Origin of the sequence: Bradyrhizobium erythrophlei (assembly GCF_042430365.1) — a bacterium.
Lineage (GTDB): Bacteria > Pseudomonadota > Alphaproteobacteria > Rhizobiales > Xanthobacteraceae > Bradyrhizobium > Bradyrhizobium erythrophlei.
The window spans coordinates 1-25,757 of record NZ_JBHMET010000056.1 but is presented as its reverse complement, the minus strand read 5'-3'; the positions used below and the strand labels follow the sequence as shown (position 1 = coordinate 25,757).

31 protein-coding genes and 1 tRNA gene are annotated in these 25,757 nt (G+C 63.0%); 18 read left to right on the top strand and 14 right to left on the bottom strand.

Annotated features, from left to right (window positions below):
* Positions 1-69: 69 nt before the first annotated feature.
* Positions 70-390, bottom strand: coding sequence for a PilZ domain-containing protein (locus ACFFWD_RS10535; protein ID WP_376964651.1), 321 nt, complete (start codon positions 388-390; stop codon positions 70-72).
* Positions 391-729: 339 nt separating this feature from the next.
* On the opposite strand from ACFFWD_RS10535, the gene ACFFWD_RS10530 reads away from it, so the two are divergent.
* The gene (locus ACFFWD_RS10530) at positions 730-2,250 is read left to right on the top strand and encodes an AMP-binding protein (protein ID WP_376964649.1); all 1,521 of its coding nucleotides are present in this window, start codon (positions 730-732) and stop codon (positions 2,248-2,250) included.
* A gap of 18 nt (positions 2,251-2,268) precedes the next feature.
* Here the strand turns inward: ACFFWD_RS10530 and ACFFWD_RS10525 are convergent, their stop codons facing one another.
* A complete protein-coding gene (locus ACFFWD_RS10525) occupies positions 2,269-3,210 on the bottom strand; it encodes a hypothetical protein (protein ID WP_376964647.1) in 942 nt (313 codons plus the stop codon).
* A 25-nt stretch (positions 3,211-3,235) separates the two neighbouring features.
* Positions 3,236-4,585: a KAP family P-loop NTPase fold protein gene (locus ACFFWD_RS10520; RefSeq protein WP_376964645.1), complete on the bottom strand. Its 1,350-nt coding sequence runs from the start codon at positions 4,583-4,585 to the stop codon at positions 3,236-3,238.
* 240 nt (positions 4,586-4,825) lie between these two features.
* Here ACFFWD_RS10520 and ACFFWD_RS10515 point away from each other — a divergent pair, with 240 nt between their 5' ends.
* The 4 genes from ACFFWD_RS10515 to ACFFWD_RS10500 all read left to right on the top strand — a co-directional run bounded on the left by ACFFWD_RS10515 (position 4,826) and on the right by ACFFWD_RS10500 (position 8,316).
* A complete protein-coding gene (locus tag ACFFWD_RS10515) occupies positions 4,826-5,338 on the top strand; it encodes a hypothetical protein (RefSeq protein ID WP_376964643.1) in 513 nt (170 codons plus the stop codon).
* A 609-nt stretch (positions 5,339-5,947) separates the two neighbouring features.
* Complete coding sequence (locus ACFFWD_RS10510; protein ID WP_376964641.1) at positions 5,948-6,919, top strand: S1C family serine protease; 972 nt, start codon at positions 5,948-5,950, stop codon at positions 6,917-6,919.
* Positions 6,920-6,941: 22 nt separating this feature from the next.
* Positions 6,942-8,009: a carboxylesterase family protein gene (locus ACFFWD_RS10505; protein WP_376964639.1), complete on the top strand. Its 1,068-nt coding sequence runs from the start codon at positions 6,942-6,944 to the stop codon at positions 8,007-8,009.
* A 100-nt stretch (positions 8,010-8,109) separates the two neighbouring features.
* Positions 8,110-8,316, top strand: coding sequence for a hypothetical protein (locus ACFFWD_RS10500; RefSeq protein ID WP_376964637.1), 207 nt, complete (start codon positions 8,110-8,112; stop codon positions 8,314-8,316).
* 85 nt (positions 8,317-8,401) lie between these two features.
* Here the strand turns inward: ACFFWD_RS10500 and ACFFWD_RS10495 are convergent, their stop codons facing one another.
* The 6 genes from ACFFWD_RS10495 to ACFFWD_RS10470 form a co-directional block, all read right to left on the bottom strand.
* Complete coding sequence (locus ACFFWD_RS10495; RefSeq protein ID WP_376964635.1) at positions 8,402-9,079, bottom strand: DsbA family protein; 678 nt, start codon at positions 9,077-9,079, stop codon at positions 8,402-8,404.
* 37 nt (positions 9,080-9,116) lie between these two features.
* Complete coding sequence (locus tag ACFFWD_RS10490; RefSeq protein WP_376964655.1) at positions 9,117-9,854, bottom strand: sulfite exporter TauE/SafE family protein; 738 nt, start codon at positions 9,852-9,854, stop codon at positions 9,117-9,119.
* Between the two features lie 136 nt (positions 9,855-9,990).
* Positions 9,991-10,713, bottom strand: coding sequence for an LrgB family protein (locus ACFFWD_RS10485; RefSeq protein ID WP_376964633.1), 723 nt, complete (start codon positions 10,711-10,713; stop codon positions 9,991-9,993).
* A complete protein-coding gene (locus ACFFWD_RS10480) occupies positions 10,710-11,096 on the bottom strand; it encodes a CidA/LrgA family protein (protein ID WP_376964631.1) in 387 nt (128 codons plus the stop codon). Before ACFFWD_RS10480 ends, ACFFWD_RS10485 begins: the two co-directional genes overlap by 4 nt.
* Before the next feature lie 340 nt (positions 11,097-11,436).
* Positions 11,437-11,880 (bottom strand): PaaI family thioesterase, encoded by a 444-nt coding sequence (locus ACFFWD_RS10475; RefSeq protein ID WP_376964653.1) that lies wholly within the window; start codon positions 11,878-11,880, stop codon positions 11,437-11,439.
* A gap of 5 nt (positions 11,881-11,885) precedes the next feature.
* Entirely contained in the window at positions 11,886-12,320 is a 435-nt protein-coding gene (locus ACFFWD_RS10470) for an acyl-CoA thioesterase (RefSeq protein WP_376964629.1), read from the bottom strand.
* 109 nt (positions 12,321-12,429) lie between these two features.
* Between ACFFWD_RS10470 and ACFFWD_RS10465 the strand changes: the two genes are divergently transcribed.
* A complete protein-coding gene (locus tag ACFFWD_RS10465; protein WP_376964627.1) occupies positions 12,430-12,987 on the top strand; it encodes a TetR/AcrR family transcriptional regulator in 558 nt (185 codons plus the stop codon).
* 50 nt (positions 12,988-13,037) lie between these two features.
* Here ACFFWD_RS10465 and ACFFWD_RS10460 read toward each other — a convergent pair whose 3' ends face one another.
* A complete protein-coding gene (locus tag ACFFWD_RS10460) occupies positions 13,038-13,532 on the bottom strand; it encodes a hypothetical protein (protein ID WP_376964625.1) in 495 nt (164 codons plus the stop codon).
* Between the two features lie 179 nt (positions 13,533-13,711).
* Here ACFFWD_RS10460 and ACFFWD_RS10455 point away from each other — a divergent pair, with 179 nt between their 5' ends.
* Positions 13,712-13,990, top strand: coding sequence for a PsiF family protein (locus ACFFWD_RS10455; protein ID WP_376964623.1), 279 nt, complete (start codon positions 13,712-13,714; stop codon positions 13,988-13,990).
* Between the two features lie 137 nt (positions 13,991-14,127).
* Positions 14,128-15,213 (top strand): AbrB family protein, encoded by a 1,086-nt coding sequence (locus tag ACFFWD_RS10450; RefSeq protein WP_376964621.1) that lies wholly within the window; start codon positions 14,128-14,130, stop codon positions 15,211-15,213.
* A 188-nt stretch (positions 15,214-15,401) separates the two neighbouring features.
* Here the strand turns inward: ACFFWD_RS10450 and ACFFWD_RS10445 are convergent, their stop codons facing one another.
* Positions 15,402-15,938, bottom strand: a complete 537-nt coding sequence (locus ACFFWD_RS10445; RefSeq protein WP_376964620.1) for a disulfide bond formation protein B — start codon at positions 15,936-15,938, stop codon at positions 15,402-15,404.
* A 202-nt stretch (positions 15,939-16,140) separates the two neighbouring features.
* Between ACFFWD_RS10445 and ACFFWD_RS10440 the strand changes: the two genes are divergently transcribed.
* A tRNA-Leu gene (locus ACFFWD_RS10440) sits at positions 16,141-16,225 on the top strand.
* A gap of 223 nt (positions 16,226-16,448) precedes the next feature.
* A complete protein-coding gene (locus tag ACFFWD_RS10435) occupies positions 16,449-17,819 on the top strand; it encodes a tyrosine-type recombinase/integrase (RefSeq protein ID WP_376964618.1) in 1,371 nt (456 codons plus the stop codon).
* Positions 17,820-18,417: 598 nt separating this feature from the next.
* On the opposite strand, the gene ACFFWD_RS10430 is transcribed toward ACFFWD_RS10435, so the two are convergent.
* Positions 18,418-19,452 (bottom strand): SDH family Clp fold serine proteinase, encoded by a 1,035-nt coding sequence (locus ACFFWD_RS10430; protein WP_376964616.1) that lies wholly within the window; start codon positions 19,450-19,452, stop codon positions 18,418-18,420.
* A gap of 486 nt (positions 19,453-19,938) precedes the next feature.
* Between ACFFWD_RS10430 and ACFFWD_RS10425 the strand changes: the two genes are divergently transcribed.
* Positions 19,939-20,229 (top strand): hypothetical protein, encoded by a 291-nt coding sequence (locus ACFFWD_RS10425; protein WP_376964614.1) that lies wholly within the window; start codon positions 19,939-19,941, stop codon positions 20,227-20,229.
* 34 nt (positions 20,230-20,263) lie between these two features.
* On the opposite strand, the gene ACFFWD_RS10420 is transcribed toward ACFFWD_RS10425, so the two are convergent.
* Entirely contained in the window at positions 20,264-20,395 is a 132-nt protein-coding gene (locus ACFFWD_RS10420) for a hypothetical protein (RefSeq protein WP_376964612.1), read from the bottom strand.
* Between the two features lie 498 nt (positions 20,396-20,893).
* On the opposite strand from ACFFWD_RS10420, the gene ACFFWD_RS10415 reads away from it, so the two are divergent.
* Entirely contained in the window at positions 20,894-21,325 is a 432-nt protein-coding gene (locus ACFFWD_RS10415; protein ID WP_376964610.1) for a hypothetical protein, read from the top strand.
* 54 nt (positions 21,326-21,379) lie between these two features.
* Here ACFFWD_RS10415 and ACFFWD_RS10410 read toward each other — a convergent pair whose 3' ends face one another.
* Entirely contained in the window at positions 21,380-21,907 is a 528-nt protein-coding gene (locus ACFFWD_RS10410) for a hypothetical protein (RefSeq protein WP_376964608.1), read from the bottom strand.
* 38 nt (positions 21,908-21,945) lie between these two features.
* On the opposite strand from ACFFWD_RS10410, the gene ACFFWD_RS10405 reads away from it, so the two are divergent.
* The 6 genes from ACFFWD_RS10405 to tnpC all read left to right on the top strand — a co-directional run.
* Positions 21,946-22,596 (top strand): hypothetical protein, encoded by a 651-nt coding sequence (locus ACFFWD_RS10405; RefSeq protein ID WP_376964606.1) that lies wholly within the window; start codon positions 21,946-21,948, stop codon positions 22,594-22,596.
* 308 nt (positions 22,597-22,904) lie between these two features.
* Positions 22,905-23,102, top strand: coding sequence for a hypothetical protein (locus ACFFWD_RS10400; RefSeq protein WP_376964604.1), 198 nt, complete (start codon positions 22,905-22,907; stop codon positions 23,100-23,102).
* The gene (locus ACFFWD_RS10395; protein ID WP_376964602.1) at positions 23,086-23,373 is read left to right on the top strand and encodes a hypothetical protein; all 288 of its coding nucleotides are present in this window, start codon (positions 23,086-23,088) and stop codon (positions 23,371-23,373) included. The genes ACFFWD_RS10400 and ACFFWD_RS10395 overlap by 17 nt, the downstream gene beginning before the upstream one ends.
* 43 nt (positions 23,374-23,416) lie before the next feature.
* Positions 23,417-23,890: an IS66-like element accessory protein TnpA gene (gene tnpA, locus ACFFWD_RS10390; protein WP_376964600.1), complete on the top strand. Its 474-nt coding sequence runs from the start codon at positions 23,417-23,419 to the stop codon at positions 23,888-23,890.
* Complete coding sequence (gene tnpB, locus ACFFWD_RS10385; protein WP_376964598.1) at positions 23,887-24,240, top strand: IS66 family insertion sequence element accessory protein TnpB; 354 nt, start codon at positions 23,887-23,889, stop codon at positions 24,238-24,240. Before tnpA ends, tnpB begins: the two co-directional genes overlap by 4 nt.
* A gap of 50 nt (positions 24,241-24,290) precedes the next feature.
* Positions 24,291-25,757 (top strand): IS66 family transposase (tnpC, locus tag ACFFWD_RS10380; protein WP_376964596.1); only part of this gene is annotated, 1,467 nt, incomplete at its 3' end.

Sequence of the window (25,757 nt, the reverse complement as noted above, 5' to 3'; positions counted from 1 at the left end):
CCGACTACGTGCCGATCTTCCTCAAAAATCGCTTGCATCTCGCGGGGCGTCCACAGATGAATACGCGCCCTAGGCCGCGCTGACGGGCTCGCTGACCGGTTCGGCCGCGGGCTCCTCGGCCGGTTCGGCCTCCGGCTCCGCCACCACGAATTTCAGCCCATAGGTCTTGCCGCGGCGCCAGACGACTTCGCAGGCATAGCGCTTGGAGTGATCGGCGAGCAGCACCAGCGCGAGGCGGTCCGTCACGTCGAAGCTCACTTCGGTGATGATCTTGGCGCCGCCGGGCGAGATGTCGACGACCGCGCATTCGTTCTCGGTCGCGCCGTCGTCGACCGTGATCCAAGCCAAACGGTTGTTGAGCTGGCGTCGCGGTTCGCGACTGACCTTCATCCTTGCCCCGTTGGTCGCCATCGTCGTTGCCCTTGAGGATGTCGAGCGCCGAGACGACTTCAGGTGACGCGAAGGCCGCCGGGCGCACAACCGCTTTCAGCACCATGAACCCCTCCGCGTAAAATCCGGCTTAGCGCGATCGCTTGAACTTTACCGGTTTGTTGACGCCGCTTTTAAGCAAACCAGATTCCGCAGATCCGGCAATGGGATACCAGTTGCGCGGGGGATGGTCGCTTGACTTGAGCCCGGCGCTGTTGATGAAGTGCCGCGCGTGGCCCCACGCCACGCCCCTGGCAACAAGAGCGGCATCAAGACCGCCATTTTGGACGGAAACGCCCCATGCTTATCCCCCTCGCCGACGTGCCGCGCTGGTATGCCGAACGTTACCCGGCCGACACCATCGCCGTCAGCCACGGCCAGGACACGCTGACCTGGGACCAGCTCGAGCGCCGCGCCAATGCGCGGGCGCGGGCCTTTGCCGCCAAAGGCGTCAAGCCCGGCGACTTCGTCGCGATCGGGCTGCCCAACTCCAACGCGTTCTTCGAGACCAGCTTTGCGGTGTGGAAGTGCGGCGCAACGCCGACCTCGCTGTCGTGGCGGCTGCCGCGCGGCGAGGCGGCCGCGGTGCTCGACATCCTCAAGCCCGCGCTCGTGGTCGGCGGCGAGGCCGACTGGAATACGCCGAATTCGCTGCCGGCGAATTTTGTGCCTGAGGGATTTTCCGACGCGCCGCTCGATGCACCCGTCGCGCGGTACTGGAAGGCGATGACGAGCGGCGGTTCGACAGGACGGCCGAAGGTGATCCTCGATCATAGTCCGGCTGTGGTCGACACCGCAGCACCCTTGATGCTCGGGATTCCGCAGCAGGCCTCGCTGCTCAACCCGGGGCCGCTCTATCACAACGCGCCGTTCATCCTGTCGCACACCGCGCTGTTCGGTGGCGGCCGGCTCACCGGCATGGTGAAGTTCGATGCCGAGGAGACGCTGCGGCTGATCGAAGCGAACCGCGTGCAATGGGTGAACTTCGTGCCGACCATGATGCACCGGATCTGGGCGCTGCCGGACGAGGTGCGCAACCGCTACGACGTCTCCAGCCTGCAAATCGTGTTTCATATGGCCGCGCCAATGCCGCCCTGGCTGAAGGAGAAATGGATCGAGTGGCTCGGGCCGGAGCGAATCTGGGAGCTCTATGGCGGCACTGAGCGGCAGGGCGCCTGCGTGATCTCGGGCGTCGAATGGCTGGCGCACAAGGGCTCGGTGGGCAAGATCGGCGAGACCGCGAGGCTCCGCATCATCGGCGAGGACGGCAACGACGTCGCACCCGGCGAGACCGGCGAGATCTATTTCCTGCCCAATGACGGCGCCGGCACCACCTATCACTATCTCGGCGCCGCGCCGAAGCGGCGCGCCGACGGCTGGGAATCGCTCGGCGATATCGGCCGGCTCGACGAAGAAGGCTATCTCTATCTCGGCGACCGCCTCGCCGACATGGTGCTGCGCGGCGGCGCGAACATCTATCCGGCCGAGGTCGAGGCCGCCGTGAGCGAACACCCCGAGGTCCGCTCCTGCGTCGTGGTCGGGCTGCCCGATCCGGAATTCGGCCAGCGCGTGCACGCGATCCTCGAGCTCGCCGACGCGGCCGACGCGCAAACGATCGCCGACGGCATGGGCGATTTCCTGAAGGACCGCCTGAGCCGCTACAAGCACCCGGAAAGCTTCGAGCGGGTCAGCGCGCCGCCGCGCGACGATTCCGGCAAGGTGCGCCGCACGCTGTTGCGCGACGAGCGCGCGGCCTGGCTGAAGGAGAACCGCGCGTTCCGCATCATGCCCGCGCGCGGGCGGGCGGCCGGGCGGCCCTGACGTCCGCGAAGGGCCTGCTCAGGCCGCGGGTGGCTTGCTCCGTTCGGCAGGCGTTTCGGCGCGGCGTTCCGCGACCAGACCCGCCAACAAGCGGAAAGTGGGCAATGCGACCGCATTGCCGTAGGGGTCACCGAACTTGCCACGGAAATTCTCGAGCGCGGTGCGAACGAGTTCCGCGTCCTGCCCCCGCTCGCCGCCCGCCATCGCCCGGATTTTCAGATCATCCGGCCCTGCTCCAAGTAGCTCTTCGTTGACATCACCGGTCACCGCCATGGCGACGAGATCCGCCTCGTTAAACGGCGGCCTTTGGCCCGCCCGTTCGGCTTCGACGGACAAGTCGCGGAGCCGCATGGCCATGAACCGCAAGCGATTGACGAATCGCTTGACCGCGCGCGGCGTCTCACGAGTCCTGATGATGCCGCCAAGCCAGATCCGCAGGGCCTCCTGGAATTCCGGACTGTCGCTCACGACCGGCTCGATCTGCAGCCGCGGCAGGAACTGGATGCTGACGATGATCAGGGCCAGCGCAAACGCAAATACGACCGCGGCCGGCGGCACTGTGCCAAGCACCCCGCGCGCGGCAAGACCGGCATTAGACAGCTCTGCGGCGGAGACCGGCGGATCCGTCAACGGCGGGCGCAGCGTGGCGGATCCAGTTGCTCCGAAGCCGGCGGACGAAGGCGGCGTATTGCTCGCCCGGACCGGGGCGGTGGGGACACCGGGCGCGGCGGAGGAGGCCGCCACCGTAGGCAATGAGCTCGTTACAAGCGTGAGGCCCAGCCATGCCGACGCAATCAGGAAAGCGACGACCAGGGCCGTGCCCAGCATTCCGAAGATTGTGTTGGCCCGCACACGCCAGACATCGGCCTGCGGCGGCTTAGCCGAGGCAGGCTTGAGACCGAGCAGAAGCTCGACGGTGTCCTCGCGGCTGCCGGGAACGGGTACAACGAGATGAATCAATTTTTCCAAATAGTGCGAAGCAAATTCATTCAGTGCCGCGCGCCGCCTGCGCTGCAACTCGGACGGCGACGGTTCGGGACCAACTGGCGGATCGCTGGCTTTCGAGCTGTAGCGTGGTGTCCTTGTAGGAGTCCGCAATCGCGGCCTTGACCTTGTTTTCATCGAGTCCAAGCACCACGAAGCAACGGCCGGCGCTGGTTACGAAGTTGATCGCTTCGAGGATATCGACGGTCTGTTTCGGTGCGCAGCGATCGAGATCATCGATGAAAATGACGAGCCCGGGATGCGGCGGGCGCCGCAGCGTGTCGCAGAAGATCGCGAATTCGGAGGCAAAGCGATAGCGAAACGAGAGCTGCTGATCCATGTCCCTGGTGCTCGGTTGCGCGCCGAGCGTCGACAGCAATTCCGCCGGGATCGATTTGAGAGGCTTGAACAGCTCCCACAGTTTCTTGCCGGCATAGATGAGGGCCGAGATTCCGCCCGTCGATAATCCGATCGAGGTGACGGCGGACGCTGCCCCCGGTGTACCCGCCGCCTGAGCGGGCTGGGCTGGGGCTTGCTGCGGCAGCAACAGTTCCGCGATCCGGTCCGCGAACAGGCCAAGGACGCGCGCCGCCGTATCCAGATGCGTGGCAAGGACCCACAATGCGACGCCCGCAAAGACAACCAGCGCGACTGCCGCATTCGGATCGACGCCGACCCGCTTCCATGCAACGCGTAACCGATAGACAAATCCCGGCACCGTCCAGAGCGGCGGCACCGCCTGGCTGCGGACGGCTTCAAGCAGCGCCGCGAGGAGATTCTCCTCCTTCTGATTGTGCCAGGCATTGAACCAAACGGTCCTGACATCGCGCGCGTTGAGATCCTCCCTCACCAGATTCATCAGTGAGGTCTTTCCAGATCCCCAGGGGCCGGTCACCGCGATGGCAACCGTCGGCTTGGTTTCGGTGTTGCGCAGGAATCCCGCCATCGATCGTGCAATCGGTCCGAGGCCAAGCGCGTCCTGGTCGTTCAGCCCGATCGGATCATCGGAGACGCCGTGATCGGCGATATGCTTCTCGGTTGCGACCGGCACCAGCCTGAGCCGCGCCGTGGTTCCGCGCTCGAATGCGATCGCTCCCAGGACAAAGGCCACGAAGACCCACGGCGCCGGCAACCAGCGGTATGACAGCAGCTGCCAGCTTGCGCCGCCGTTGAAGGTTTGAAAGGCCGCATCAGACGAGATTCCCCGCTCGCCCGCCTGGGCCGTCCATGCCCAGCCGCGATTGGACGAGACGAAGGCGACAAATTTGATTGCCCCGGCCCCGGGGACGCTGAGCCGCGTCACGGTCAGTGCACCGTCCGGAGCGGCGGAAATCCGGAAGATGTCGCCCAACTGGCCGCCGACCCAAATGGCTGGCCTTCCGCCGGACGGCGGAGCACCAGCCTCGGTCCCGAGAGTAGCGGAGTAGACCATCGATGATGAGGCGACCGGCGCGACGTTCGCAAGATAAAGGCGCGGCGTCTGACTTTGCTGATCCGGGAAGACACCTCCATCGATTGGCTGCAACGGTGCAGGCCTGATTTCGCGGCTGGTCAGAACCTTGGAATCTGCAGGCGCATTTGCGGAGATGTCATGCGGAAGCACGAGGCAAGCCCCGCTCTGTTGATCTCGATTCAGAAATGTGAGGCATGTCCCGAAGTCCGGCTGAGGCTGTCGGAGTTGCAGCACCATGCGGACCGAATCGACGCGGGTCGTAAAATACGGAATGAAGACAGAGGAAAACTCGAGCGGTCGCGCGGCTCGATTCGGAACCTGCGCCTGCTTCGTCGTGTCTGCGACATCGGCCTTGGAGGAGGATTGCTGGATCTCGGCCGACGGCGGTGTTTGCGGTGGCCTGACCTCGAGCGCGCCTTCCTTCCACCCCATTGCGTCGCGGAATTTTTCCCGAACCTGGAAGCCATCGCCCGCTGGCTCCGGTGCGAACGGAAGATCGGCAAAATCAGGGTGCGGAATCGTCGTAAACAGATCGCCCAGCCCGAGCCGCCGATCGCCGAATACGTCCTGTCGAACTTCGCCTCCGAACGGCAGCCCAAAATACCATCCGCCGACAATGCCCCAAGCGCCCGCGAGCGCCAGCAGGAATGAGGCGGTAAACCAGAGGACATGACGCCGCGGCGGCGAAGCGCTCACGCCGTTTGGATTCGGCGGGTCCTCGCTTCTCCCGACAGAGGACGACCCCACCTTGTCCGGTCGATCTTCCATGTGCGCTTCTCCCGACCTGTCAGGTCAAGGCATCCGGCAAAAATAGCGCAGATCGCGGCTGCGGACGGCTTGCCACTACATTTCAAATGCACGCCGGAACGCCCCGGCAATTCCAATGGCTCTCAGTCTACCTACGATACAACCTTGAGGGGAAGAGCTGCGACCACCTTTCGCAGGATTAATTCAAGGCATCCTCTCGCCACAAGAATGGGGGACTAGACCCGCCTCGATTGTCGGCCGCGGAATTTTTTCTTGAGACGGTGCAGGACTGGTTGAATGAAGCAGCCAACGCCGCGGAGAAGAAGGTCCGGCGCGACTATCGGGAATGACGCGGCTGACAGATATTCAGCCGTCACCGCACGCCATGCGTGCTGCCATATTGGTCATTTCAGTGTTATATATCGTGGGCGCGGACGTTTCTTTTCGACCGCGACCTTTTCAGGTTGCGCGGCGTTGATATGACGACCCACGCAATCGTACGGAGACCGCTCCATGCCCTCTTTGACCGAATGGAAAGTGCCACCGGCCTTTCAGCCCCGCCCCGAGGACTATCGCTTCGACCTCGATCGCGCGCTGACGTGCGTGGTTGGACTGCATTCGATCATCCCGCCCGATGCCTTCAGCGCCGAGACGCTCGGCACCGAGCGCGCCGGCAACGGTGTCCTGATCGATGACGGGCTGGTGCTGACGATCGGTTATTTGATCACGGAAGCCGAGGCGGTGTGGTTGCATCTCGGCGACGGTCGCGTGGTCGAGGGCCACGCGCTCGGCTTCGATTTCGAGTCCGGCTTCGGCCTGGTGCAGGCGCTCGGCCAGCTCGACCTCGATCCACTGCCGATCGGCTCGTCGGCGGCAACGCGCGTCGGCGACAATGTCGTGGTCGGCGGCGCCGGCGGCCGCACCCGCTCGGTGGCAAGCCAGATCGCGGCGAAGCAGGAATTCGCAGGCTACTGGGAGTACCTGCTCGATGAAGCGATCTTCACCTATCCGTCGCATCCGAACTGGGGCGGCACCGGGCTGATCTCCAATGCCGGCGAACTGATCGGCATCGGCTCGCTGCAGCTCGAACGCGAGCGCGGCGGCAAGGCCGAGCACGTCAACATGATCGTGCCGATCGACCTGTTGAAGCCGGTGCTGAACGACCTGCGCAAGTTCGGCCGCGTCAACAAGCCGTCGCGGCCATGGCTCGGCATGTATTCGACCGAGATCGACAATCGCGTCGTCGTGGTCGGCATCGCCAACAAGGGACCGGCGGCGCGCGCCGAACTGAAAACCGGCGACGTGATCCTCGCCATCGCCGGCGAGAAGGTGACGAGCCAGACCAGCTTCTACCGCAAGCTCTGGTCGCTCGGCTCGGCCGGCGTCGACGTGCCGCTCACCGTCTATCACGAGGGCGTCACCTTCGACGTGACGCTGACCTCGACCGACCGGGCCAAGCTCTTGAAGGCGCCGCAGCTGCATTAAAGCAAGAAGAAAGGCAGCGGCAATGAGCGAGGCCGTGGTGGACGACATCGTGGCCGTGCTGCCACCGCTGTTGCAGACGCTGGAATCGCTGTCCTTCGTCGCGCGCAACCTCAACCCGCCCGATTTCGACCGCGTGATGCAGATCGCGGGCGAGCCCGACGAGGCGCTGAAGGCGGTGCGCCCGCGGCTCGGCGAATGGCCGGAGAAATTTGCTGACATCAAGGCGGCGCTCGAGGCTGCAAGCGATGCCGCGCTCGCGGGCTATGCTGATTTGCGCACCGTGCAGAACGGGCAAGGCGACCTCGTCAGCGTGTTCCGCGCGCTGCGCTATGCGCCGCGGGCGCAGGAAGCGCTCTATCCGCTTGCCGCGCAGCTGCCGCCGGTGAGCAGCTTCTTCATCGCGCCGGAGCTGCGCGAGGAGTCCACCTTGCTGGCAAAGCTCGTCGAGCCGGCCAATGAGAACACCGGCATCTTCCATGAACAGAACGAGCCGGGCAGCCGCGGCGGCTTCTCGCTCTACGTGCCGGAATACTACACGCCCGACCGCGCCTGGCCGCTGGTGATGGCACTGCATGGCGGCAGCGGCAATGGCCGCGGCTTCCTGTGGAGCTGGCTGCGCGACGCCCGCAGCCGCGGCGCCATCCTGGTGGCGCCGACCGCGACTGGAAGCACCTGGGCGCTGATGGGCAACGACACCGACACGCCGAACCTCAACCGCATCCTCGACTATGTCGGTTCACGCTGGACCATCGACGGCACGCGCCTGTTGCTGACCGGCATGAGCGACGGCGGCACGTTCAGCTATGTGAGCGGCCTCGAGGGCACATCGCGTTTCACGCATCTCGCGCCTGTATCCGCGACCTTCCATCCGCTGATGGCGGAGATGGCCGACGCCGACCGCCTGCGCGGCTTGCCGATCTTCATCACCCACGGCCGGCACGACTGGATGTTCCCGGTGCAGACCGCGCGGCAGACACAGCAGTTGCTCTCGGCGGCGGGTGCCAACGTCATTTATCGCGAGCTCGACGATCTCAGCCACACCTATCCGCGCGAGATGAATGCGGAGATCTTGCAATGGCTGACGCAATGATCTGAAGCCGCCACTATTTTGCCATCCGCTGCGCACCGGGCAACGCGAGGAACCATCCCGTCTTCCACGACGTTATTCCTCCAACACCGGAGGACTTGCGATGCGGACCTTTTTCGGAATGATCCTTGGCGCGCTGCTGCTGACGTGCGGCGTCTATCTTACCGATTCCATCCGCACATCGGGCGCGGCGCACGGACAGGTCGCACAGACGAGCCGCAGCATCGTCAATTGGGATGTGGTTGCGCATGACTGGAACGCGCTGAAGACGCGGGCGCATGAAGAGTGGACCAAGGTCGCGTCGAAGTAACGCGCGCCGATTGCGCCGGGATAATTGCACCAAGACAAATGGCCTCTCCTATGCTGGGAGAGGCCATCATTCATTCGAGCCCGCGTTAGTTCTTCTCGATCTTGCGGCCCATGTTGGCCTTGCGCGCGTCGGCGATCACCTGCTCGAACTGGTTCATGGTGAGGACGCCCGGGACGCGGTATTTGCCGACGATGAAGGACGGCGTGCCCTGGAAGCCGAAGGCCAGGGCCTGTTCATGGTTGCGCGCCAGCACGGCATCGATCGCCTGCGCATTCTTGTCGAGATCCTTCTTGAGGCGATCCATGTCGAGGCCTGCGCCGGACAATAGCTCGGTGATGCGCGGCTCGGTGATGCGCGAATTGACCGCCATCATCGCCTCATGGGCGACCAGGAACTTGTCCTGGTAGCGCGCCGCCAGCGCCATCCGCGAGGCGACCTTCGACACCGGCCCCAGGATCGGCCAGTCCTTCAGCACCAGGCGGACCTTGCCGTCGTCCTGCACCACCTGCCGGATCTCGGGCTCGATCTTGCGGCAATAGGGACAGTTGTAGTCGAACCATTCGACGATGGTGATGTCGCCCTCGGTATTTCCCGCCACTGGAATATCGGGGTCGCGCAGCACCAAAGCTTCGGTCAGCACCTTTTCGTCCTGCGCGCGGGCTCTTCCCGCGGCGAGCAGGGCGACACCGGCACCGAGCAAGCCGAGCGCGTCGCGGCGGGTGGAGCCGGTTTGGGTCCCGGGTGGTGTGATCAGTCGATTCATCGATCAGGTCTCGCGAGGGCCTCTGCCCTTCTACGCGTCAGGACGCCGTGATGTTACGCAGCAGCATATAGATCGCCACCACGATAATCACGGTCGCAAATACGATGTTGAGCGCACCGCGGCGTTCCGACAGGTGCCGCGCGATGCGCGTTCCCGCCAATCCCCCGGCGATGCCGCCGGCGACGAATAGCGCCGCTAATCCCCAGGATACCAGCCCCGACCACGCATAGCTCAGCGCCGTGGTCATGCCGAATGCGGTGACCGCGACCAGCGAGGAACTCACTGCGTTCATGATCGGCATGCCCGTCGCCAGCATCAGGGCCGGCACGATCAAAAAGCCGCCGCCGATGCCGAAGAAGCCGGACATGGTGCCGGTCGCGAGCCCCATGCCCGCGATTGCCGGCATGTTCGACATATCCATCTTGACGTCGGTCAGCCCGGCGCGGGCGCGGGTCTTGAACATCAACGCCGCGATCACGAGCATGACCAGCGAAAACAGCGCGAGCAGCTTCTGCCCGTCGAGCATCTTGCCGAGGATCGAGCCGCCGAACGCGCCGAGCATGCCGGCGGCGGCGAACAACAGCGCGCAGGACCAGATCACCGTGCCGCCGCGGGCATGGTTGGAGAGATTGACCGCGGCGTTGGCGGCGACCGCAATCGCCGATGTGCCGATCGCGACATGCGGCTCGGGCACGCCGACCACATAGACCATCAACGGCACCGCCAGGATCGAGCCGCCGCCGCCGACGAGGCCCAGCGAGAAGCCGACCAGCATGCCCGATACCAGGCCAAGCACACTCTGCGCTGCGGAGAAGACCAAGGTGAGGAGACTCGCGGGTTGAGGACGAGACCCTAGAAGAATTTCCTTTCGGGCGCTATGCCGACAGCACAAAACTGCACTGCAACAGCGATCAACGCACCAAAAATGTCACAGCGAGGGGAACCAGGAGCGAGGTGACCAGCGCGTTCAGGCTCATCGCGATGCCGGCGAAGACGCCCGCGACCTCGTCGACCTGGAAGGCGCGCGCCGTGCCGATGCCATGCGCGGCGATGCCGACGGCAAAGCCGCGGGCGCGGTAATCGGTGATCCCGGTGCGGTTCATCAGCGGCGTGACAATGATCGCGCCTATGATGCCGGTCAGGATCACCGACACCGCGGTCAGCGACGGGTCCGCATGCAGCGACTCGCTGATGCCCATGGCGACGCCAGCGGTGACGGATTTCGGCGCCATCGCCAGGATCAGGCCGCGCGGCAGCCCGGCGGCCTCGGCCAGGACCACCACGGAGACGATCGCCGTGATCGATCCCACCGCGAGCGCGACCAGCATCGGCAGGATCGCCGCCGCCACCCGCTTGCGGTTCTCGTAAAGCGGCACCGCGAGCGCCACCGTGGCGGGGCCGAGCAGGAAATGCACGAACTGCGCGCCGGCGAAATAGGTCGTGTAGGAGGTCTTGGTCAGCAGCAGGAAGGCGCCGATGATCCACATCGAATGGAGCACCGGATTGGCGAGCGGATAGCGGCGCGTCTTGAGCGACACGGCATCAGCAACCGCGTAGGTCAGGAGCGTCACCGTGAGCCAGAGCAGCGGCGACTGCGAGAGATAGACCCACAGCGCGAACGGATTGTCGCTCACGGCCGCTCCTCCTCGCGCGTGAGGAAGCGGCTCGCGACGACGAAGGTGCCGACCGTCACCAGCAGCGTGATGACGACGGATACAGCAAGGATAGCGACGATCGCGATGCCGTGCTCGGCAAGCAGATCGAGCTTCTGTACCACGCCGACGCCGGCCGGGACGAACAGCAGCGAAAGATTCGCAAGCATGCCGCGGCTTGCGCCCTCGACGCCGTCATTGGCGAGCGGGCCCTGCGCAAGCGCCGGAAAGCGGTCGCGCCCGAGCAACAGCAGGAGCAGGAGCATCAGCCCGACCACCGGGCCCGGCACCGGCACGCCGAGCCCGCGCACCGCAACCTCGCCGATCAATTGGCAGAGCAGGATCAGGCTGAGGCTGGCGATCATGAGCAGGCGTTCACGCGAAGCATGCGCCTATCAGGTCGCCGCTGTGGAGACTTGTCAATGCGCTGGCCTTGGCCGACCGTGGATTTCGAAGCGTGGCCGACATCTGCCAACGCCGTCATGCTGAGGAGCGCGTAGCGCGTCTCGAAGCATGCACGGCGGCCCCGCTGGTGGCCGTCGACCCTTCGAGACGCGCCCAAGAGCGCGCTCCTCCAGCGACAACGGCGAAGCCGTTGCGCGGGGGTGACGGGGATAGATTTTCCCGCGCAACCTATGCCACGACGCGCGCTGTACCATCGGTGGCTTGCTTTGCTGCCCTTGCCCAGGACACCGGCGAAGCGAATCACTCCCGCCGCGGCAGCGCCATCAACGTACCGGTCATGGTCGCGACCAGGGTTTCCACGCCGTCCTGCACGGCATAGGCCCGGCCCTCGCAGACCGTCAGGGTGCGGCCCGGCTTGACGACGACGGCACGGAAGACGAAGCGCTCGCCCTTGGCCGGCGCCAGCAAATTGGTCTTGAACTCGACGGTGAGGATGTCGGAGCCCGCAGGCATCAGCGTGAAGGCGGCGATGCCGCAGGCATTGTCGAGGCCAGCGGTGATGACGCCGGCGTGCACGAAACCGTTCTGCTGGGTGAAGTCGGCCGAATACGGCATCGCGAGGTCGACTTCGCCCGGCTCCAGCCGCGCGATGGAGATACCGAGCGTCTGCATCGCGCGCTGACGGTCGAACGTGTCGGTCGCGATCGCCCGGTAGTCGGGATTCTTCGGTTCGAAGCGCGTCACAGCGGTCATGCGACCACGCCCTCGGCCGGCGCGAGGTGCTGCATCGCCGCGTAGCGGATCGCCGGCGCGAACGGCGCCGACTTGCGCGCCTGGCGGTCCATGTGCACGCCGGTGATCTCGCAGGTCGCGGCGATCTCGCCGGTCTCCGCATTGCGCATCTCGTGCAGGAAGCGGATCGACTTGTCGCGGATCTCGAGCAGCCGGCTCCTCACCTCGACGATGTCGCCGGCGAGCAGCTCGCGCTTGTAGGAGAGAGTCTGCTGCACGGCCGCCATGCCGCGGCCGGACTCGCGCATATAGCTCGGGGTGAGCCCGAGCCGCGCGAACAGGTTCCAGTTCGCCTCGTCGAATTTGCCGACATACCACATGATGTTCATGTGCCCGACATGGTCGCACTGCCAGGGGTAGACCGTGCCGCGATAGGTCGCCTCGCCCTCCATGCTGCGTTCTCCCGTGTCTTGGCGTGTTTTCGCTCGCTGATACGGTAGCGTATCACTGATGAAGCAGGCTAGCAATACGGTACCGTATCAGGGGACGAACGGGGACCAGATGACTGACAGCAGGGGCAACGGCTGGGTCGCGGCCGGTTTTGCCGAGGTCGCGCGCTCCGGCGTCGAGGGCGTCCGGGTCGAGGTGCTGGCGAAGAATCTCGGCGTCACCAAGGGCGGCTTCTATCGCCGCTTCAGGGATCGCGCCGCGCTCTTGGAGGCGATGCTCGCGAGCTGGCGCGATGGCCGCATCGCCGCGATCGAGAAACATACCGCGCTCGACGGCGCGACCGCGCGCGAGCGGCTGAAGGCGATCATCACGCTCTATTCGGAGCGCATGAACACCGAAGCGATGGCGATCGAGCTCGCGATCCGGCAATGGGCCCGCACCGACGAGGCCGCCGCCGCCGCGGTCGCCAGCGTCGATGCTGCGCGGTTGAAGAATGTCGGGCAGCTCTATCGCGCTACAGGACTATCCGCCGAGGAGGCCGACGCCAAGGCCTTCCTGTTCTACTGCTTCATCTTCGGCCAGAGCTTGCTGTTCCTCGAGCGCGGCCCGCGCAAGCGCGCGCAGCTCCTGGCCGGATCGGCGGACAGGCTGCTCGACGACAGCAAATGAAAAGCGGCCGGCATCAGTGCCGGCCGCTCAACACATTCAGCCCAACCTGCTTAGGCCGCACCCTTCAGGCGCTTGGTGCATTCGCTGTAGTAGCCGCCGCCCTTCTGGATCCACTTCAGGCCGCCATTGCCGTTGGTGGTCTTGTTGGCGTTGTACTGGTCGACGCAGGTGTGCATGCGCGCCTTGCCGGCCGACTCCTTGGCGTATTTCGGATCGACCGCGGTCGGATAAACCGCGTTGCCGACCGGCGCGGCAGGCGCAGCCGCAGGAGCGGCTTCCTTCTTGGCTTCCTTCGGCGCAGCCGGTGCGGGCGCGGCGGCGGCGGGCGGCGGAGCGGCGGGAGCTGCGGCCGGCGTTGCATCGGCGCCGCACTGGGCTTTGCGGAAATCGTTCCACTTCTGGCCGCCGAGCGTGCCGGCCGCCTTGGCTGCCTGATACTTGGCGCTGCACTCCTGCGTGGTCAGGGCCTGCGCCGGCGCGGTCGCCGCAAAGGCTGCGACAGCCGACACCGCAATCACGCTCAACAATCTGGTCTGGATGGTCATCCCGGGTCTCCCTTGAGGGGCATTGGCATAAGACCTTTATCCTAGCGCAAGGACCATCAGCGACAACGCGTCGGCCCGCCGGCCCGTCAAAATATTGTGGCGGTGGAATCGCCGCACGTTCATCCGCGGTTCAGCATCGCCGCGCAACGGTCTCGCCTCCCTTCCCATCGAGGTGCCCCATGACAAAGATTTCGACGCTCGCGACCGCAACCGCCCTTGCCTCCCTGCTGGCGATCGGCACGGCCTACGCGCAGACCGCCGCGCCGGCGGCCAAGGACGCCGCGCCCAAGACCGAGACCGCAGCGCCGGCGTCCAAGAAGGAAGCCAAGCCGCGCACCGCCGAGTCGCTGGAATGCTCGAAGGAAGCCGACGCCAAGGGGCTGCATGGCAAGGAGCGCAAGAAATTCCGCTCCGAATGCAAGAAGGAGAAGTCGGCGGGTGCGCCGGCGGCGAAGTAAATCGCGGCCTCCTTTTTCGTATCGGCACCCTCCCCACCGGGGAGGGTGAACGTTTTGCGCGTCATTCAGCCCCATCGCGCAATGCTGCAATCGCAACATGCATTTGTCGCGCGGGTGCGAATTTGCCATAAGACGGCGTGACCCTGATCCGCGCTTCGATGGCAACGGCCATTCCCGACCGTACCAAGGTGCTCAACGCGCTCGAGACCCTCGTCATCGGCGCGACCGGCGGCCTGCTGTTTTTATGGGCAGGGCTGCCGGGCGGATTGATCTCCGGCGCGATGACCGCGGTCGGCATCGCCGCGCTTGCGGGACGCCCGCTCGCGGTGCCGCCGGTGTTGACGCAATCGGTGCTGCTCTTGCTCGGGATCTCGCTCGGATCGCTGGTGTCGCAGCAATTGCTGCAGCACATGAGCTCCTATCCGCTCACCATCGGCCTGCTCGCGCTCGCCACCTTCTGCTCGACCTTCGGCTCGAGCCTCTATCTGCAGCGCGTGCACGGCTGGGACCAGACCTCGGCCTTCCTCGCCGGCAGCCCGGGTGCGCTGTCGCAGATCACCATCCTCGCCGCGGAGAAGGGCGCCGACGTCGCCGCGATCGCCGTGGTGCAGACCATGCGCGTGATCATCCTGACCGCGGCGCTGCCGCTGGTGCTGGCGCTGACCGGGGTGACGCACGCGGCACCGCCGGCGCTGCCGACTGCGGTCGCCTCCCCGCTCGGCCTCGCCGTGCTGATCGCGGCCTCGATCGGCGTCGCGCTGTTGTTGCGCTGGGTGAAATTTCCGGCGAGCTGGATGTTCGGCGCGATGCTCGCCTCCAGCCTGCTGCACGGCGCCGGCGTGGTCGATGGCGGGCTGCCGCCCTGGATCCGCAACGTCGCCCTGGTCGGGATCGGCGCCCTGATCGGCACCCGTTTCGCGCGGATGAAGACCTCGACCCTGCTCAGCCATGTCAATGCCGGGCTCGGCTCGTTTGCGATCGCGATCGCAATCTCCGCGATCTTCGTCGCGATCATCGCCTTTACGACCCATGTGCGCCTCGCCGACATCGTCGTCGCCTTCGCGCCTGGCGCGATGGACGCGATGCTGGCGCTGGCGCTGACCTTGCACATCGACCCGATCTTCGTCGGCGCGCATCACTTGTCGCGCTTCGTTTTCGTCACCATCACGACGCCGGGCATCATCCATCTGTTCGGACGGCCGCAGGACGACGTGGACGATTAGGTGATCGGCAGCTATTTGACCCGTCATCCCCGCGCAACGGCTTCGCCGTTGTCGCTGGAGGAGCGCGTCTTCGCGCGTCTCGAAGGATGCACGGCCCGGTTCGTGGCCGTCCATGCTTCGAGACGGCCGCTATGCGGCCTCCTCAGCATGACGGAATTGGTAGTGAGGCCGCTTCGTGCGACGGACCGTTACGCCCTCGCCGTCTTCGCCACGCCCCACGCCGCGATCGCGGCCATCAAGAGCGAGATCAGCACGTTGTAGCTGGCGAGCGAGAGTCCGAGGAAGCGCCACTGCACCTCGTCGCAGCGGACCACCTTCACCTTGTCGAGCCGCTCCAGAAGGCTGCCGGCGCTGCCGAAATTGACGATCGGACCGGAGCAATCGGTCGGCCCCTGCCAAAACCCCCATTCGACGCCGGCGTGATAGGCGCCGAGCCCGGCATTGGCGAGCGCGGCAAGGCCGAGGATCGCAAGTCCGGCGACGAGCAGCGGGCGCGAGGCGCCCTTGGCGGCCGCAAACGCCACCAGCGCGCCGAGCGGGACCGCAAGATAATAGGCATAGCGCTGCTCGAGGCAGAGCGGACAGGGCAGGATTTCGAGCACGAGCTGGAAAAACCAGGCGCCCGCCAGCGTCGCGGCTGCGATCAGCGTGATCGCCGAGGCCGCGGTCAGCGCCGGATTGGCAGCGGCAGGGGCTTGCGACGGGTGGGCGGTGGCGAGCGTCACGGCGGGTCTCCTGTCGGCATGGTCCGAAACGCCAAGACGAAACGCCAAGACCCGGACCCCATGCTCGAGGGGGTCGTATCGCGCGCAAATACCGCTGTCGAGACGCGGGACAATCACATCCGCGCGGGTTGACCGGAACAGGCCGCCCGCTATAGTCCGCCGGCTTCGCGACCCCCGGCCACTCAGGCCAAGGGCCACGAATGCCCCTGTGGCGGAACTGGTAGACGCGCTCGACTCAAAATCGAGTTCCGCAAGGAGTGCTGGTTCGATTCCGGCCAGGGGCACCAGCTAGGCTGTTCAAGCCCGTTCTAAAGCGTTCGCAACCGTCCGCGCAGTGCCCGGAAGCCCTTGAAAAATAGGCTCTTCCGCGTACATGGGTGTTCGTCACCGTTTGTTCTCATCCGATCCCAGCCATCCGATTTGTTGGTATTTTTGTTGGTATCGTGTTGGTATCGGGAGAACAAACGTTCACGGCGACTTTCGTTATTCCGAACGAAGGGAATTGAGCAGATGGCCCGCAAGAACGATGGCGCGTACGCTAACCCCAGGCAGATCAGGACCGACGTCGACTGCCGCGCCGCCCGCCCGAAATTCGACAAGGGCGCGTGGAGCCCCGCCAAGATTTCGGATGTGACCGGCGGCGGTCTCTATCTCTTCGTCAAGCCGGACAAGAGCAGACCAGGTAACGCGGCCTCCAAGCTGTGGCGGATGAGCTACCGCTTCCGTAGCCGTCAGAAAACCTACTCCATCGGCCCTTACGGCAACGGCAAGGATGGCACGTTCTCGCTCGCCGACGCGCGGCGCGAGCGCGACAAGGCGAAAGACCTGCTCAAGGAAGGCAAAGACCCGAGCACCGAGAAGCAGCTCGACAAGCACAGGCAGGCCGCAGCCCGGCCTTTCGAGCAATGGGCCGACGAGTGGCTCGCGAAGAAGAAAATGGAGAAAGTCAAACGCGGCAGGATCGTCGCGGTGCGCGACCCCAAGACCATCGAGGTGCTCGAGCTGCGCGTCGGCTACGTCAAGGCTCGTTTCGGCAAACTGTGTAGGCAGCACATCAAGCGTCCGGACGTGCTCGCTTTCATGCGTTCATACGAAGCCGAGGGAAAGCTCGAAACCCGCGACCGCGTGCGCAGCATCGGTGAGCAAATCTGCGACTATGCCGATGTCGAGGGCGACGGCTACAATCCGTTCCGCAACTTGAATGGGCAGATGATTGCCAACATTTCGACGCCGCGTCCCGGCGTCACCGAACCACGTGACGTGACGCGCGTCTTTAAGCTCATCAGCGCTCCGTGGACGAGAGCGAGGTATGGTGACGTTGTTGGCCTTGCCTTGCGCTTCGATGCGCTGACCATTCCCCGCCCCGGCATGGTCAATGAAATGGAGTGGAGCGATGTCGATTGGGATGCCAAACGCTGGACTATTCCCGCCGCCAAAATGAAGACCGGTTGGGACCATGTCGTGCCTTTGTCACGGCAGGCGGTCGCAATCCTGCGCAGCGTTCAAAAGCTGACCGGCCATCGCCGGTACGTGTTTTCCTGTGCGAAGGACGGGCCGCTATCAAACAACACGCTCAACAAGCGATTGCGGCTGCTTGGCATTGACACCAAGACTGATCATTGTGCCCACGGATTCCGAACCACCTTCTCGACCCTGTCTCACCACGAAGAGATCATGGACGCCAAGGCATGGGATGGCGATGTCGTTGAGCTGCAGCTCGCGCATCTCGACAATTCTACTGTGGAAGGTCTCTACAAAAAGCACGGACCGCTCGCGCTGATCGGCTCGCGCACGAAGCTGATGCAGCATTGGGCTGATCGGATCGACCACTGGCTCGATCCCAAGAAGGTGATATCGATCAAGGGAGGCGCGCAGGGTTGAAGCTCGGCATGAATCCACAGAGGTCGCCCCTAGCAAGGATGCGGGGAAGCGTTACACATCCCGCAGGTCGCTCAAATTCGCCGCTACGATGGCGGTTGAAGAGGCCTGCCATCCGAAGCCCAGGGGCCATCGCTCGCCGTTTGCCCCCGCGCGTCCATCGCAGAACCGCTTCCGTATATTTCCCCATCACGCACGCCGCCGTCGGCGTTCTCTCGGGCAAATCCCAAGCAACTCAAGTCGCATCACCGATGCGAGAAGGCCCTCGAAGGCCACGCAGGAAAAGCCTTACTCACGCGGCCAGGCGGCATAGCGCCCAATGGATGACGCTCGTCTTTCGGTCGCGTCGGGTGCACAAGAAGAGCATTCCGCAGCATCCTTCGCCGCGTCTCAGATGGCGATCAGGTGAGCCGTGGCGGTGCTGGCATTGGCGCGTGGCAAGAGCCCTGACGCGACGCTAGAAAAGCCCGACGCCAGGGCCGGGCTTCCAAGATCAATTCAAACCGCGGATTATCTTCGGCTGCGTCGCGTGGGAGTCGCCGGCGGATTTGTTTCTTTGCCATGAGGAGGCAAAAACACTTTAGGCGGAACAAGTAGCCGCTCAGCCAGCTCTGCCTGCAGCAGATCCATTAGGCTTTCCGTTGGACCCTGTCCGCGAAGCGACGATTCCCTTTGGCTTGGGAGCGGGGGGAGCAGGTCGGTGGATTGCATTACTGTCGCTCCTAGCAGATTTTGGCCTCAACATCTTAACAGGTTCTTTTGGCTTTGCGGGCTCTTTTAGAGCAGCTTCAGAGGAAAGAAACGTAATGATTGGTGATCCGTCCGACGAAATGCGAACGCTCGTCAGAGCGGCCTCCTTGAGTACATCGGTTAAACCGAGCATCTCGGCGGTCGGTTCCAGAACTTTGGTAAAGAGAAGCTTTGCCTCCGCGCGGTCAATCACAAACCCATGATTTGGGTACGCTGACACAAGGAAATCAAGGCTCTCCCTGCCCTTTAGGATGCCAGATTTGATGCTGAGCCGAGTTCCATAGCTTTTTGTGATGTTCATGGCGCGGCTATTTTCGCCGATTTTCATTGGATCAATTTGGCGATAGATCGGATCAAGCAGCTTGACCACCATTGTGGACGCCAATTCGGCAGCGGTTCGAGTCGTGATAGAACCTCCAGTGTCGCGACGTATGGTTAACAGCAGATTAAGGAACATCTTTGCGGCCGTCGTCTCTAGCGACTTCATCGCCGAATCGACTGTCAATCCGGAGCCCATCTCCAAAATCTCATCCGATTTGGCGATTTGAATATCCAGGGGACCCAGCTCGCCCCGGTCGCCAATATAAATGGCGTTTGCGGCCAACGCGATGAGCGTTCCGGCGCTCTTGCACCAGCCCGGGACAAAGACGGAAATCTCATCGTACTTCGCTTGCATCGAGCGACCAATTTTGAAGGCCGCGTCGGGCTCTCCGCCCGGGGTGACAAGAATTAGAATGAGTTTCTTCTTGCGGCTCCGAGCACAAATCAGATCGATAAAGCGTCCACTGCTCTTAAACGTGATCTCGCCGTTGTAAAACAGCACGTCAGCGTCCATTGCCGAGGACAGCTTGGTTGCTGCCACCTCTGCCAACGCAACATCATACATAGAACGAGCTCCCCAGCCATGGCGGCTCCCCAAAACACTCACCAATACAGCCGCAGCGAGAACGTTTAACGGCGTTTGCGTCCGCACAAGCGCAGCATTTCGGCTGAATCAGTGGCGCTACGATCCGAGGCCGCTGATCCTCCTTCCAGACGACGACTGGGTAAAGGTAAAGAGCCGGCAGCACCCAGCGTTTACCCGAGCGACCGACCAATTCGGGTAAGTCGCTATTTATTCCTACGGCGGCGCCAGGCGCTATATCCCGCTGAAGTATGACGGCTATCGCTTGCGCCTGGAGCGCGACGACAGATTTTCTGCAAGGTTTTATCTATCGCGCCGCGTTCCTGCTTGGCAGCACCAAACTCGCACGAAAACCGAGGCACGAGACCGTATGATGACTGCTCTTTTTTGTTCTTGCCCGCTTTTGGGTCGGCATCGGTTTGCAAATCATATTCTCGCCACTCATGGCGCTAACGGGAGGGTCGGAAAATGGCATTTGAAATATTGGCGGCAATTCGAGTTGAAAATCATAATGTCGTTAGTCAAAGTCCAGGTGTGAACTTTAACCAGGCTACCGGATCGGTCACTTTTCCAAATCCAAAAAATCTGACAGTGGTTCCAAGCGTTTCCTTCATATCGCCCAATGCGACTTATGCAACGAGCACTGTCTATTTCAAGAGCATTCAGAATGTTGACGTGATCGTGTGGGAGGGAGCGCAAGACACATCGGGCAGAAATGGCTCTCCCGGCTGGTTCTCGCTCATTGTCGTCGGCTTCTAGTGCAGAGTACCGAGGCCGCCTCCGTCTGGTGGCCTCAACTCCCACTCGGGTTCTGCTGGGTGGTCTCGATAAGCTCGTAATCGCTGCAATAAATCAGCACGTCGCGCGCGCCGGCTGCGCTCATGTCTTTGCGGTGAGATTCGCTTGCCGGATCATCAAAATCCATCGCCGCTGGACTTCGACAATCTGAGAGACGCCGTGAACAAAGCGTAGTCTCACGGCTGCCGATGGGCGTTCACGTCTGATGCAAAATCCTTCCTAACTGATACGCTTCAGACGCAGCAGACCACCGGGGATCAGTTTGCCCCAGCATTTTCGTCGGTCGATAGTTGGAGATCGTGCGACGATGCCCATCAGGGCGGCGTCTAGCCATTCGCTCATGTGCGAACCCGTCTCGCACTATCGAGCCTTCCGCAACAGTTACTCACGCTCTGTGCCTTGCGGGAGGTTCTAGCCTCTTTGCGCAACCGAAGCGTTCCTCTGGCTGCTCACAATTGGACTGGAGGACACTTGTCCGTGTTCTCGGTCAGGCTCACGCCGCTATCGTGGACTATGACACGGCACGCAAATTGGGAACGCGCTCCTACTGAAGTCCTTTCAAGCCTTGAAGCGTACTACGCGATTATGCAAGCTCTACGTGTTCAGGGGCGATAAGGGGCTTTCAATGTATGAGATTTTGAAAGAGTGGGCGGTCATTGCGCCTGGATTTACACCTATCGTGGCGCTGATCGCGGCACTGGTCGCTTGGCGGCAACTCAGACTAAACCGGATCAATCAACGAGAAACCACAGCGAAAGGTGTATTTCGAGAGTATCTCAAGCTCGCCTTTGACAATCCTGATCTAGCACGCGGAGACAGAAGCAAGCTCGCCAGAGAACGTCTCGAAAAGTATGAGTGGTTTGTTGCTTATATGCTTTGGGCCACAGAAGAGTTGCTGGAGTTCGCGAAGAAGGACCCCGTTTGGTGCGACAACATGCGTTGCCATTTGCTCCCACATAAGGAGTTCTTCAAAACGGACGAGGGGTTCAAACGGGAGCTACCAAGCTACAGCGACGACGTGCAGGCACTCGTCAACAGGGTAAAGAACACGGCGTAAGCAATGCCTATGCTGTTAGCCGCCTCCCCGCCTTGCTATCGCGCGAGAACCACATCAGGGGAACGCTCGTCTCACCTCGATGGCACTGAGGCTTCTACGAACTGGCTTGGCGATGAGGAGTGCTTCCGCGCGTTCGAGCATGCGGTCAAACTCCATCTGAATTGGCTTGGCGCGGGTGTTTGCTTCTCTGGTCGCCTTCGTGCCCAGCGACCTCTTCAGGAACACGAGACGTGGCTTATCAAGCTTCAGGACGCGCGCGACAGCCTCTTGAAGCCGATCAGGCACGCGCTTCGACGCCAGTACGGAAACCGAAGTGCATCTGGCTGATCCGGCAAGCCAGATTGTTGATATTGGCGGCGTGCCAGCCGTGCCCGTTAAATCCATGTACCAGACAGATAATGTGGCCTTGAGGTTCATTTTGCCCGCGACACGGGCGCGGCGGAGTGCCAATGCGATTGCGCTTATCAACAACGTCAATTGGTGAAACAGCGATGCAATATAACGCTGACCAGAAACGACAAATTCTCGAAACTTCACGCCAGTTGTTTGCCCGCGCTGGCGCGGAGAGTCCTTGGGGTGCACAAACCAGCGACGCCTCCGCGTGTCATCCCGAGGAGCCAATGTCGCTGGAGGAAGCGCTGAGCTTGCCGATTGAAGATCCTGTCGCCAAATGGCGGCGCGAAGCTGACGTGCTTGCTGAACAGCGCCGCGCGGCCACTCAGCAGCAACAGGAGACGATCAGCCGTGTCAAATTCCGCCGGGAAATTGCCGCCAAGCTCGATGCGAGTGCGATGAACAATGAGGCCAACCTGAACTTCGCACTACAGGCGATGAACAAATTTGCTGATAGCGCTTGTGACGCCGTCGAGAGGTTACAGAACGACGTGAAAGTTTTGTGTGGCCGGATCGTGGAATTGGAAACGCGGCAAGCGGCGCTCGAAGGCAGGCTTGCCGTGCGAGACGCAGCGATCGAACACAGTCTTGGCTTTGGTGGTACAGCAAAGGGACCTGCAATGAACACGCGGAACCACCAGACCATCCTCAGCGAGGCGCGGGTCCTCCTGCAGAATAGCCGATTGGCAAGCCTGAGACTTCTTGCAGACCGGACGTCCGAAGCTTTCGAGAACTGGAATGCTAGTATGCTGGTGCGTGGTGACGCGAAGCTTTTGGACGAATGCCTCAGCGCATACCGACGCGATGCAGCGCGCAACGCAGAAGGCTCACCACACAACCGCGACGAACGTTGGGGAAGTGATCCGAAGAGACGATAAATGGCCGGGGGGAGTGTTGGAACCTAGCAGTCGAATCGATCTCTGTCTGGCCCACAGTGCAACGTGAACTAAATGCGCCTAATGACATTCGGTGAAGACCATGCAAGAGGTCGTGAGAAGGCATCCAGCAACGTGCTGCCTCTGGGCATGAACAGCACCGCTCCACGTCTCACGCCACCCCCAACACTGCCCAAGCCCGCGCAAATCTTGTTCAGCCAAATTGTGGCGGCGACAGACCGCGGACATTTCGCCCAAACGGATATCCCGCTGCTGGCCAGCTTTACGCGCGTCACCACTTTGATAGAGCAATGACCAAGCTGCCGTTGGAGAAACTGGAACGATTGATCCGCACTCAGGTTACGCTGGCAACCAAGCTCAGGCTCGCCCCGCAATCCCGCGCCCATAAGGAGACTGTGGGGCGCTGGGCCGCCAACCCGCAGAGCAGCTACCTTGCGCAATTCCACGCAGATGAGGAGGAAGGTGAAGCCAATGGCGGCGCTCACTGATGCCGAATGCCTAGAATTGGCATTGACGGCAATCATTGCCAACCCGGCGAAGCTGAACGATGAGCCGCGCCAGGAAGTCGCAAAATTTGCGGTCCACTCCTCGCAAATCGATAACCTGCATCTTGCACCGTGGCAAAAGCCGCCTTGCTTGCTGGACGACCCAAGCGAAATCATTGCGCGCGGCAAGGATGACGTGAATTACGAAAGCGCGCGGCTGCTCCGGCACATGCGTAACCGGCATGAGCCCTCCACCTGGGCATCGCGCGAATGAGCTGCGATACAGCCTGGTATGAACTGTTTTTTGGAGGTGGGCTATGGCAGATGCCATGCATGAAGCCATGCTTGATGCCAGGCAGGAAGGCGGCTCCTATCGTCGGATCGAGGTGATCACGGGGCAGCGTCGACGACGGCACTGGACGGCGGAAGAGAAGGCGCGGATCGTGGCGGAGAGCTTCGAGGAAGGAGCCAATATTTCCGAGGTCGCTCGGCGCCATGGCGTTGTCCGTGGGCTGCTGACGGTGTGGCGGCGCAAGTTCGCGACGGCAGCGAGCTTTCAGGCGCCAGGCTTCGTGCCGGTCCGGATCGCTTCCGAGAGCAGTCCGGCGACGGCAGACGAGCCGGACCGGTTAGCGTCCGCGCATAAAGTGCTGCCGCAGATGGCATCGTCCCCAGGCAAGCTTGGCGGGATGATCGAGATCGAGGTGGGAGGGGCACGCATCCGGGTCGAGCCCGGAGTGGAGCTGGCGACGCTTTCGACGGTGCTGTCGGCGCTTCGGGGCATGCGGTGATTGCATTACGGTCTGACCTCAAGGTGGTGCTGGCGGCACAGCCAGTCGACTTTCGCAAGTCGGTGCACACGCTGTCGGCGCTGGTGAGCGAAGCGTTGCGCGCGAACCCGTACTGCGGCGACGTCTTCGTGTTCCGCAGCAAGCGCGCGGACAGAGTGAAGCTTCTGGCATGGGACGGCAGCGGAATGGTGCTGGTGACGAAGTGGCTGCACCAGGGACACTTCACCTGGCCGCCGATCCGCGACGGCGTGGTGCATCTAAGTGCGACACAACTCGCGATGCTGCTCGACGGGCTTGAGTGGACGCGTGTTTCACCCAAACCTGTGAAGCAGCCGGCCGTTGTCGGCTGAGAGGCGAAGATTTTGCTGGAGCCTGTGATGCGTGGATATATCGTTCGATCATGGCGATTCGCCCCGAAGCTCTTCCGGCCGACGCAGCGGCTCTGACCGAGATGGTGCTCGCGCTTGACGCCGAGAACGAGAAGCTACGTGTGGCGATGCAGACGCTGAAGGAGATGATCTTCGGCAAGCGCTCGGAGCGGCTGGCGGCGATCGTGACCGAGCAACTCGCGCTCGAACTGGACGATCTCGTGACCGGCGTCACACCAGTTGCGCCAGCCAACGACGATTTGCCTGCGACGAATCCGGCTGGGAAGCCGCGCAAGAAGGCGAGGCGCAACATCGGCGCGCTGCCCAAGCATTTGCCGCGCTGCGAGCAGGTGCTCGAGCCGGACACGACAGCGTGCCCGTGCTGCCGGGGCCTTCTGCACCGGATCGGCGAGGATGTGAGCGAGGTACTGGACGTGATCCCGGCGATCCTGCGGGTACTGCGCACGATTCGTCCCAAATACGCCTGCCGCGGCTGCACCGACGGCGTGGTGCAGGCGAAGGCGCTGCCGCGTCTGGTCGAGGGCGGAATGGCATCGACGGCACTCGTGGCTCACGTGGTGGTCTCGAAGTTCGCCTGGTATCTGCCGCTGTACCGCCAGGTGCAGATCCTGGCTGGCCAGGGCGTCCATCTCGACCGCGCGACGCTCGCCGGCTGGGTGAAGCGTGCGGCATGGTGGCTCAAGAGCCTTTATGAGCTTCAGCTGCGGACGATCCAGGCTTCGCCGCGGCTGTTCTGCGACGAGACGCCGATGCCGGTGCTTGATCCCGGACGACATCGCACTCGTATCTGCCAGTTCTGGGCGCATGCGATGGATGATCGCCCATGGGGCGGCCCATCGCCGCCGGCGGTCGCCTATGTGTTTGCCGATGGCCGCGGCACCGAGGAGATCGCCGGGCAATTGACCGGCTTCTCCGGCATTCTGCAGGTGGATGGCTATGCCGCCTACAAAGCGCTTGCCCGCGGTCATGGCGGGGCGATCCAGCTGGCTTTTTGTCTCGCCCATGCCCGACGCAAATTCGTCGAGGTGTACAAGACGATGCAGTCGCCGTTCGCTCACGAAGTGATCGAGCGCCTGCAAGCGGTCTACGCCATCGAGGCCGAGATCCGCGGCTTGAGCGCCGAACAGCGGCTTGCCGCCCGCCGCACCAGGACCGCACCGCTGATGGAGGTGCTGAAGGCGCGACTGACCTCGATGCTCGACCAACTGTTCTCCCAGTCGAAGCTGGCGGAGGCCATCAACTATACGCTCAATCACTGGGACGGACTGACGCTGTTTCTCCGCGACGGCCGCGTCGAGGTCGACAGCAACACGATCGAGCGTTCAATGCGCCCGATTGCGATGGGAAGGCGGAACTCATTGTTCAGCGGCAGCGAGGGTGGCGCCGAGAGCTGGGCAATTCTTGGGTCGCTGGTCAATACAGCACTATGCCGCATGCGGCATAGTGCCGTTTATGCCGACCGCCGAACTATGCCGAAT

Coding starts and splice junctions, on each gene's coding strand:
- ACFFWD_RS10465 (WP_376964627.1), top strand. CDS start 12,430: ATGACTGACAGCAGGGGCAACGGCTGGGTCGCGGCCGGTTTTGCCGAG.
- ACFFWD_RS10505 (WP_376964639.1), top strand. CDS start 6,942: ATGAGCGAGGCCGTGGTGGACGACATCGTGGCCGTGCTGCCACCGCTG.
- ACFFWD_RS10535 (WP_376964651.1), bottom strand. CDS start 390: ATGAAGGTCAGTCGCGAACCGCGACGCCAGCTCAACAACCGTTTGGCT.
- ACFFWD_RS10430 (WP_376964616.1), bottom strand. CDS start 19,452: ATGTATGATGTTGCGTTGGCAGAGGTGGCAGCAACCAAGCTGTCCTCG.
- ACFFWD_RS10530 (WP_376964649.1), top strand. CDS start 730: ATGCTTATCCCCCTCGCCGACGTGCCGCGCTGGTATGCCGAACGTTAC.
- ACFFWD_RS10490 (WP_376964655.1), bottom strand. CDS start 9,854: ATGCTGGTCGGCTTCTCGCTGGGCCTCGTCGGCGGCGGCGGCTCGATC.
- ACFFWD_RS10455 (WP_376964623.1), top strand. CDS start 13,712: ATGACAAAGATTTCGACGCTCGCGACCGCAACCGCCCTTGCCTCCCTG.
- ACFFWD_RS10425 (WP_376964614.1), top strand. CDS start 19,939: ATGGCATTTGAAATATTGGCGGCAATTCGAGTTGAAAATCATAATGTC.
- ACFFWD_RS10395 (WP_376964602.1), top strand. CDS start 23,086: ATGGCGGCGCTCACTGATGCCGAATGCCTAGAATTGGCATTGACGGCA.
- ACFFWD_RS10510 (WP_376964641.1), top strand. CDS start 5,948: ATGCCCTCTTTGACCGAATGGAAAGTGCCACCGGCCTTTCAGCCCCGC.
- ACFFWD_RS10500 (WP_376964637.1), top strand. CDS start 8,110: ATGCGGACCTTTTTCGGAATGATCCTTGGCGCGCTGCTGCTGACGTGC.
- ACFFWD_RS10470 (WP_376964629.1), bottom strand. CDS start 12,320: ATGGAGGGCGAGGCGACCTATCGCGGCACGGTCTACCCCTGGCAGTGC.
- ACFFWD_RS10400 (WP_376964604.1), top strand. CDS start 22,905: ATGACCAAGCTGCCGTTGGAGAAACTGGAACGATTGATCCGCACTCAG.
- ACFFWD_RS10415 (WP_376964610.1), top strand. CDS start 20,894: ATGTATGAGATTTTGAAAGAGTGGGCGGTCATTGCGCCTGGATTTACA.
- ACFFWD_RS10460 (WP_376964625.1), bottom strand. CDS start 13,532: ATGACCATCCAGACCAGATTGTTGAGCGTGATTGCGGTGTCGGCTGTC.
- ACFFWD_RS10405 (WP_376964606.1), top strand. CDS start 21,946: ATGTCGCTGGAGGAAGCGCTGAGCTTGCCGATTGAAGATCCTGTCGCC.
- ACFFWD_RS10495 (WP_376964635.1), bottom strand. CDS start 9,079: ATGAATCGACTGATCACACCACCCGGGACCCAAACCGGCTCCACCCGC.
- tnpA (WP_376964600.1), top strand. CDS start 23,417: ATGGCAGATGCCATGCATGAAGCCATGCTTGATGCCAGGCAGGAAGGC.
- ACFFWD_RS10515 (WP_376964643.1), top strand. CDS start 4,826: ATGCGGAAGCACGAGGCAAGCCCCGCTCTGTTGATCTCGATTCAGAAA.
- ACFFWD_RS10420 (WP_376964612.1), bottom strand. CDS start 20,395: ATGGATTTTGATGATCCGGCAAGCGAATCTCACCGCAAAGACATGAGC.
- ACFFWD_RS10480 (WP_376964631.1), bottom strand. CDS start 11,096: ATGATCGCCAGCCTCAGCCTGATCCTGCTCTGCCAATTGATCGGCGAG.
- ACFFWD_RS10435 (WP_376964618.1), top strand. CDS start 16,449: ATGGCCCGCAAGAACGATGGCGCGTACGCTAACCCCAGGCAGATCAGG.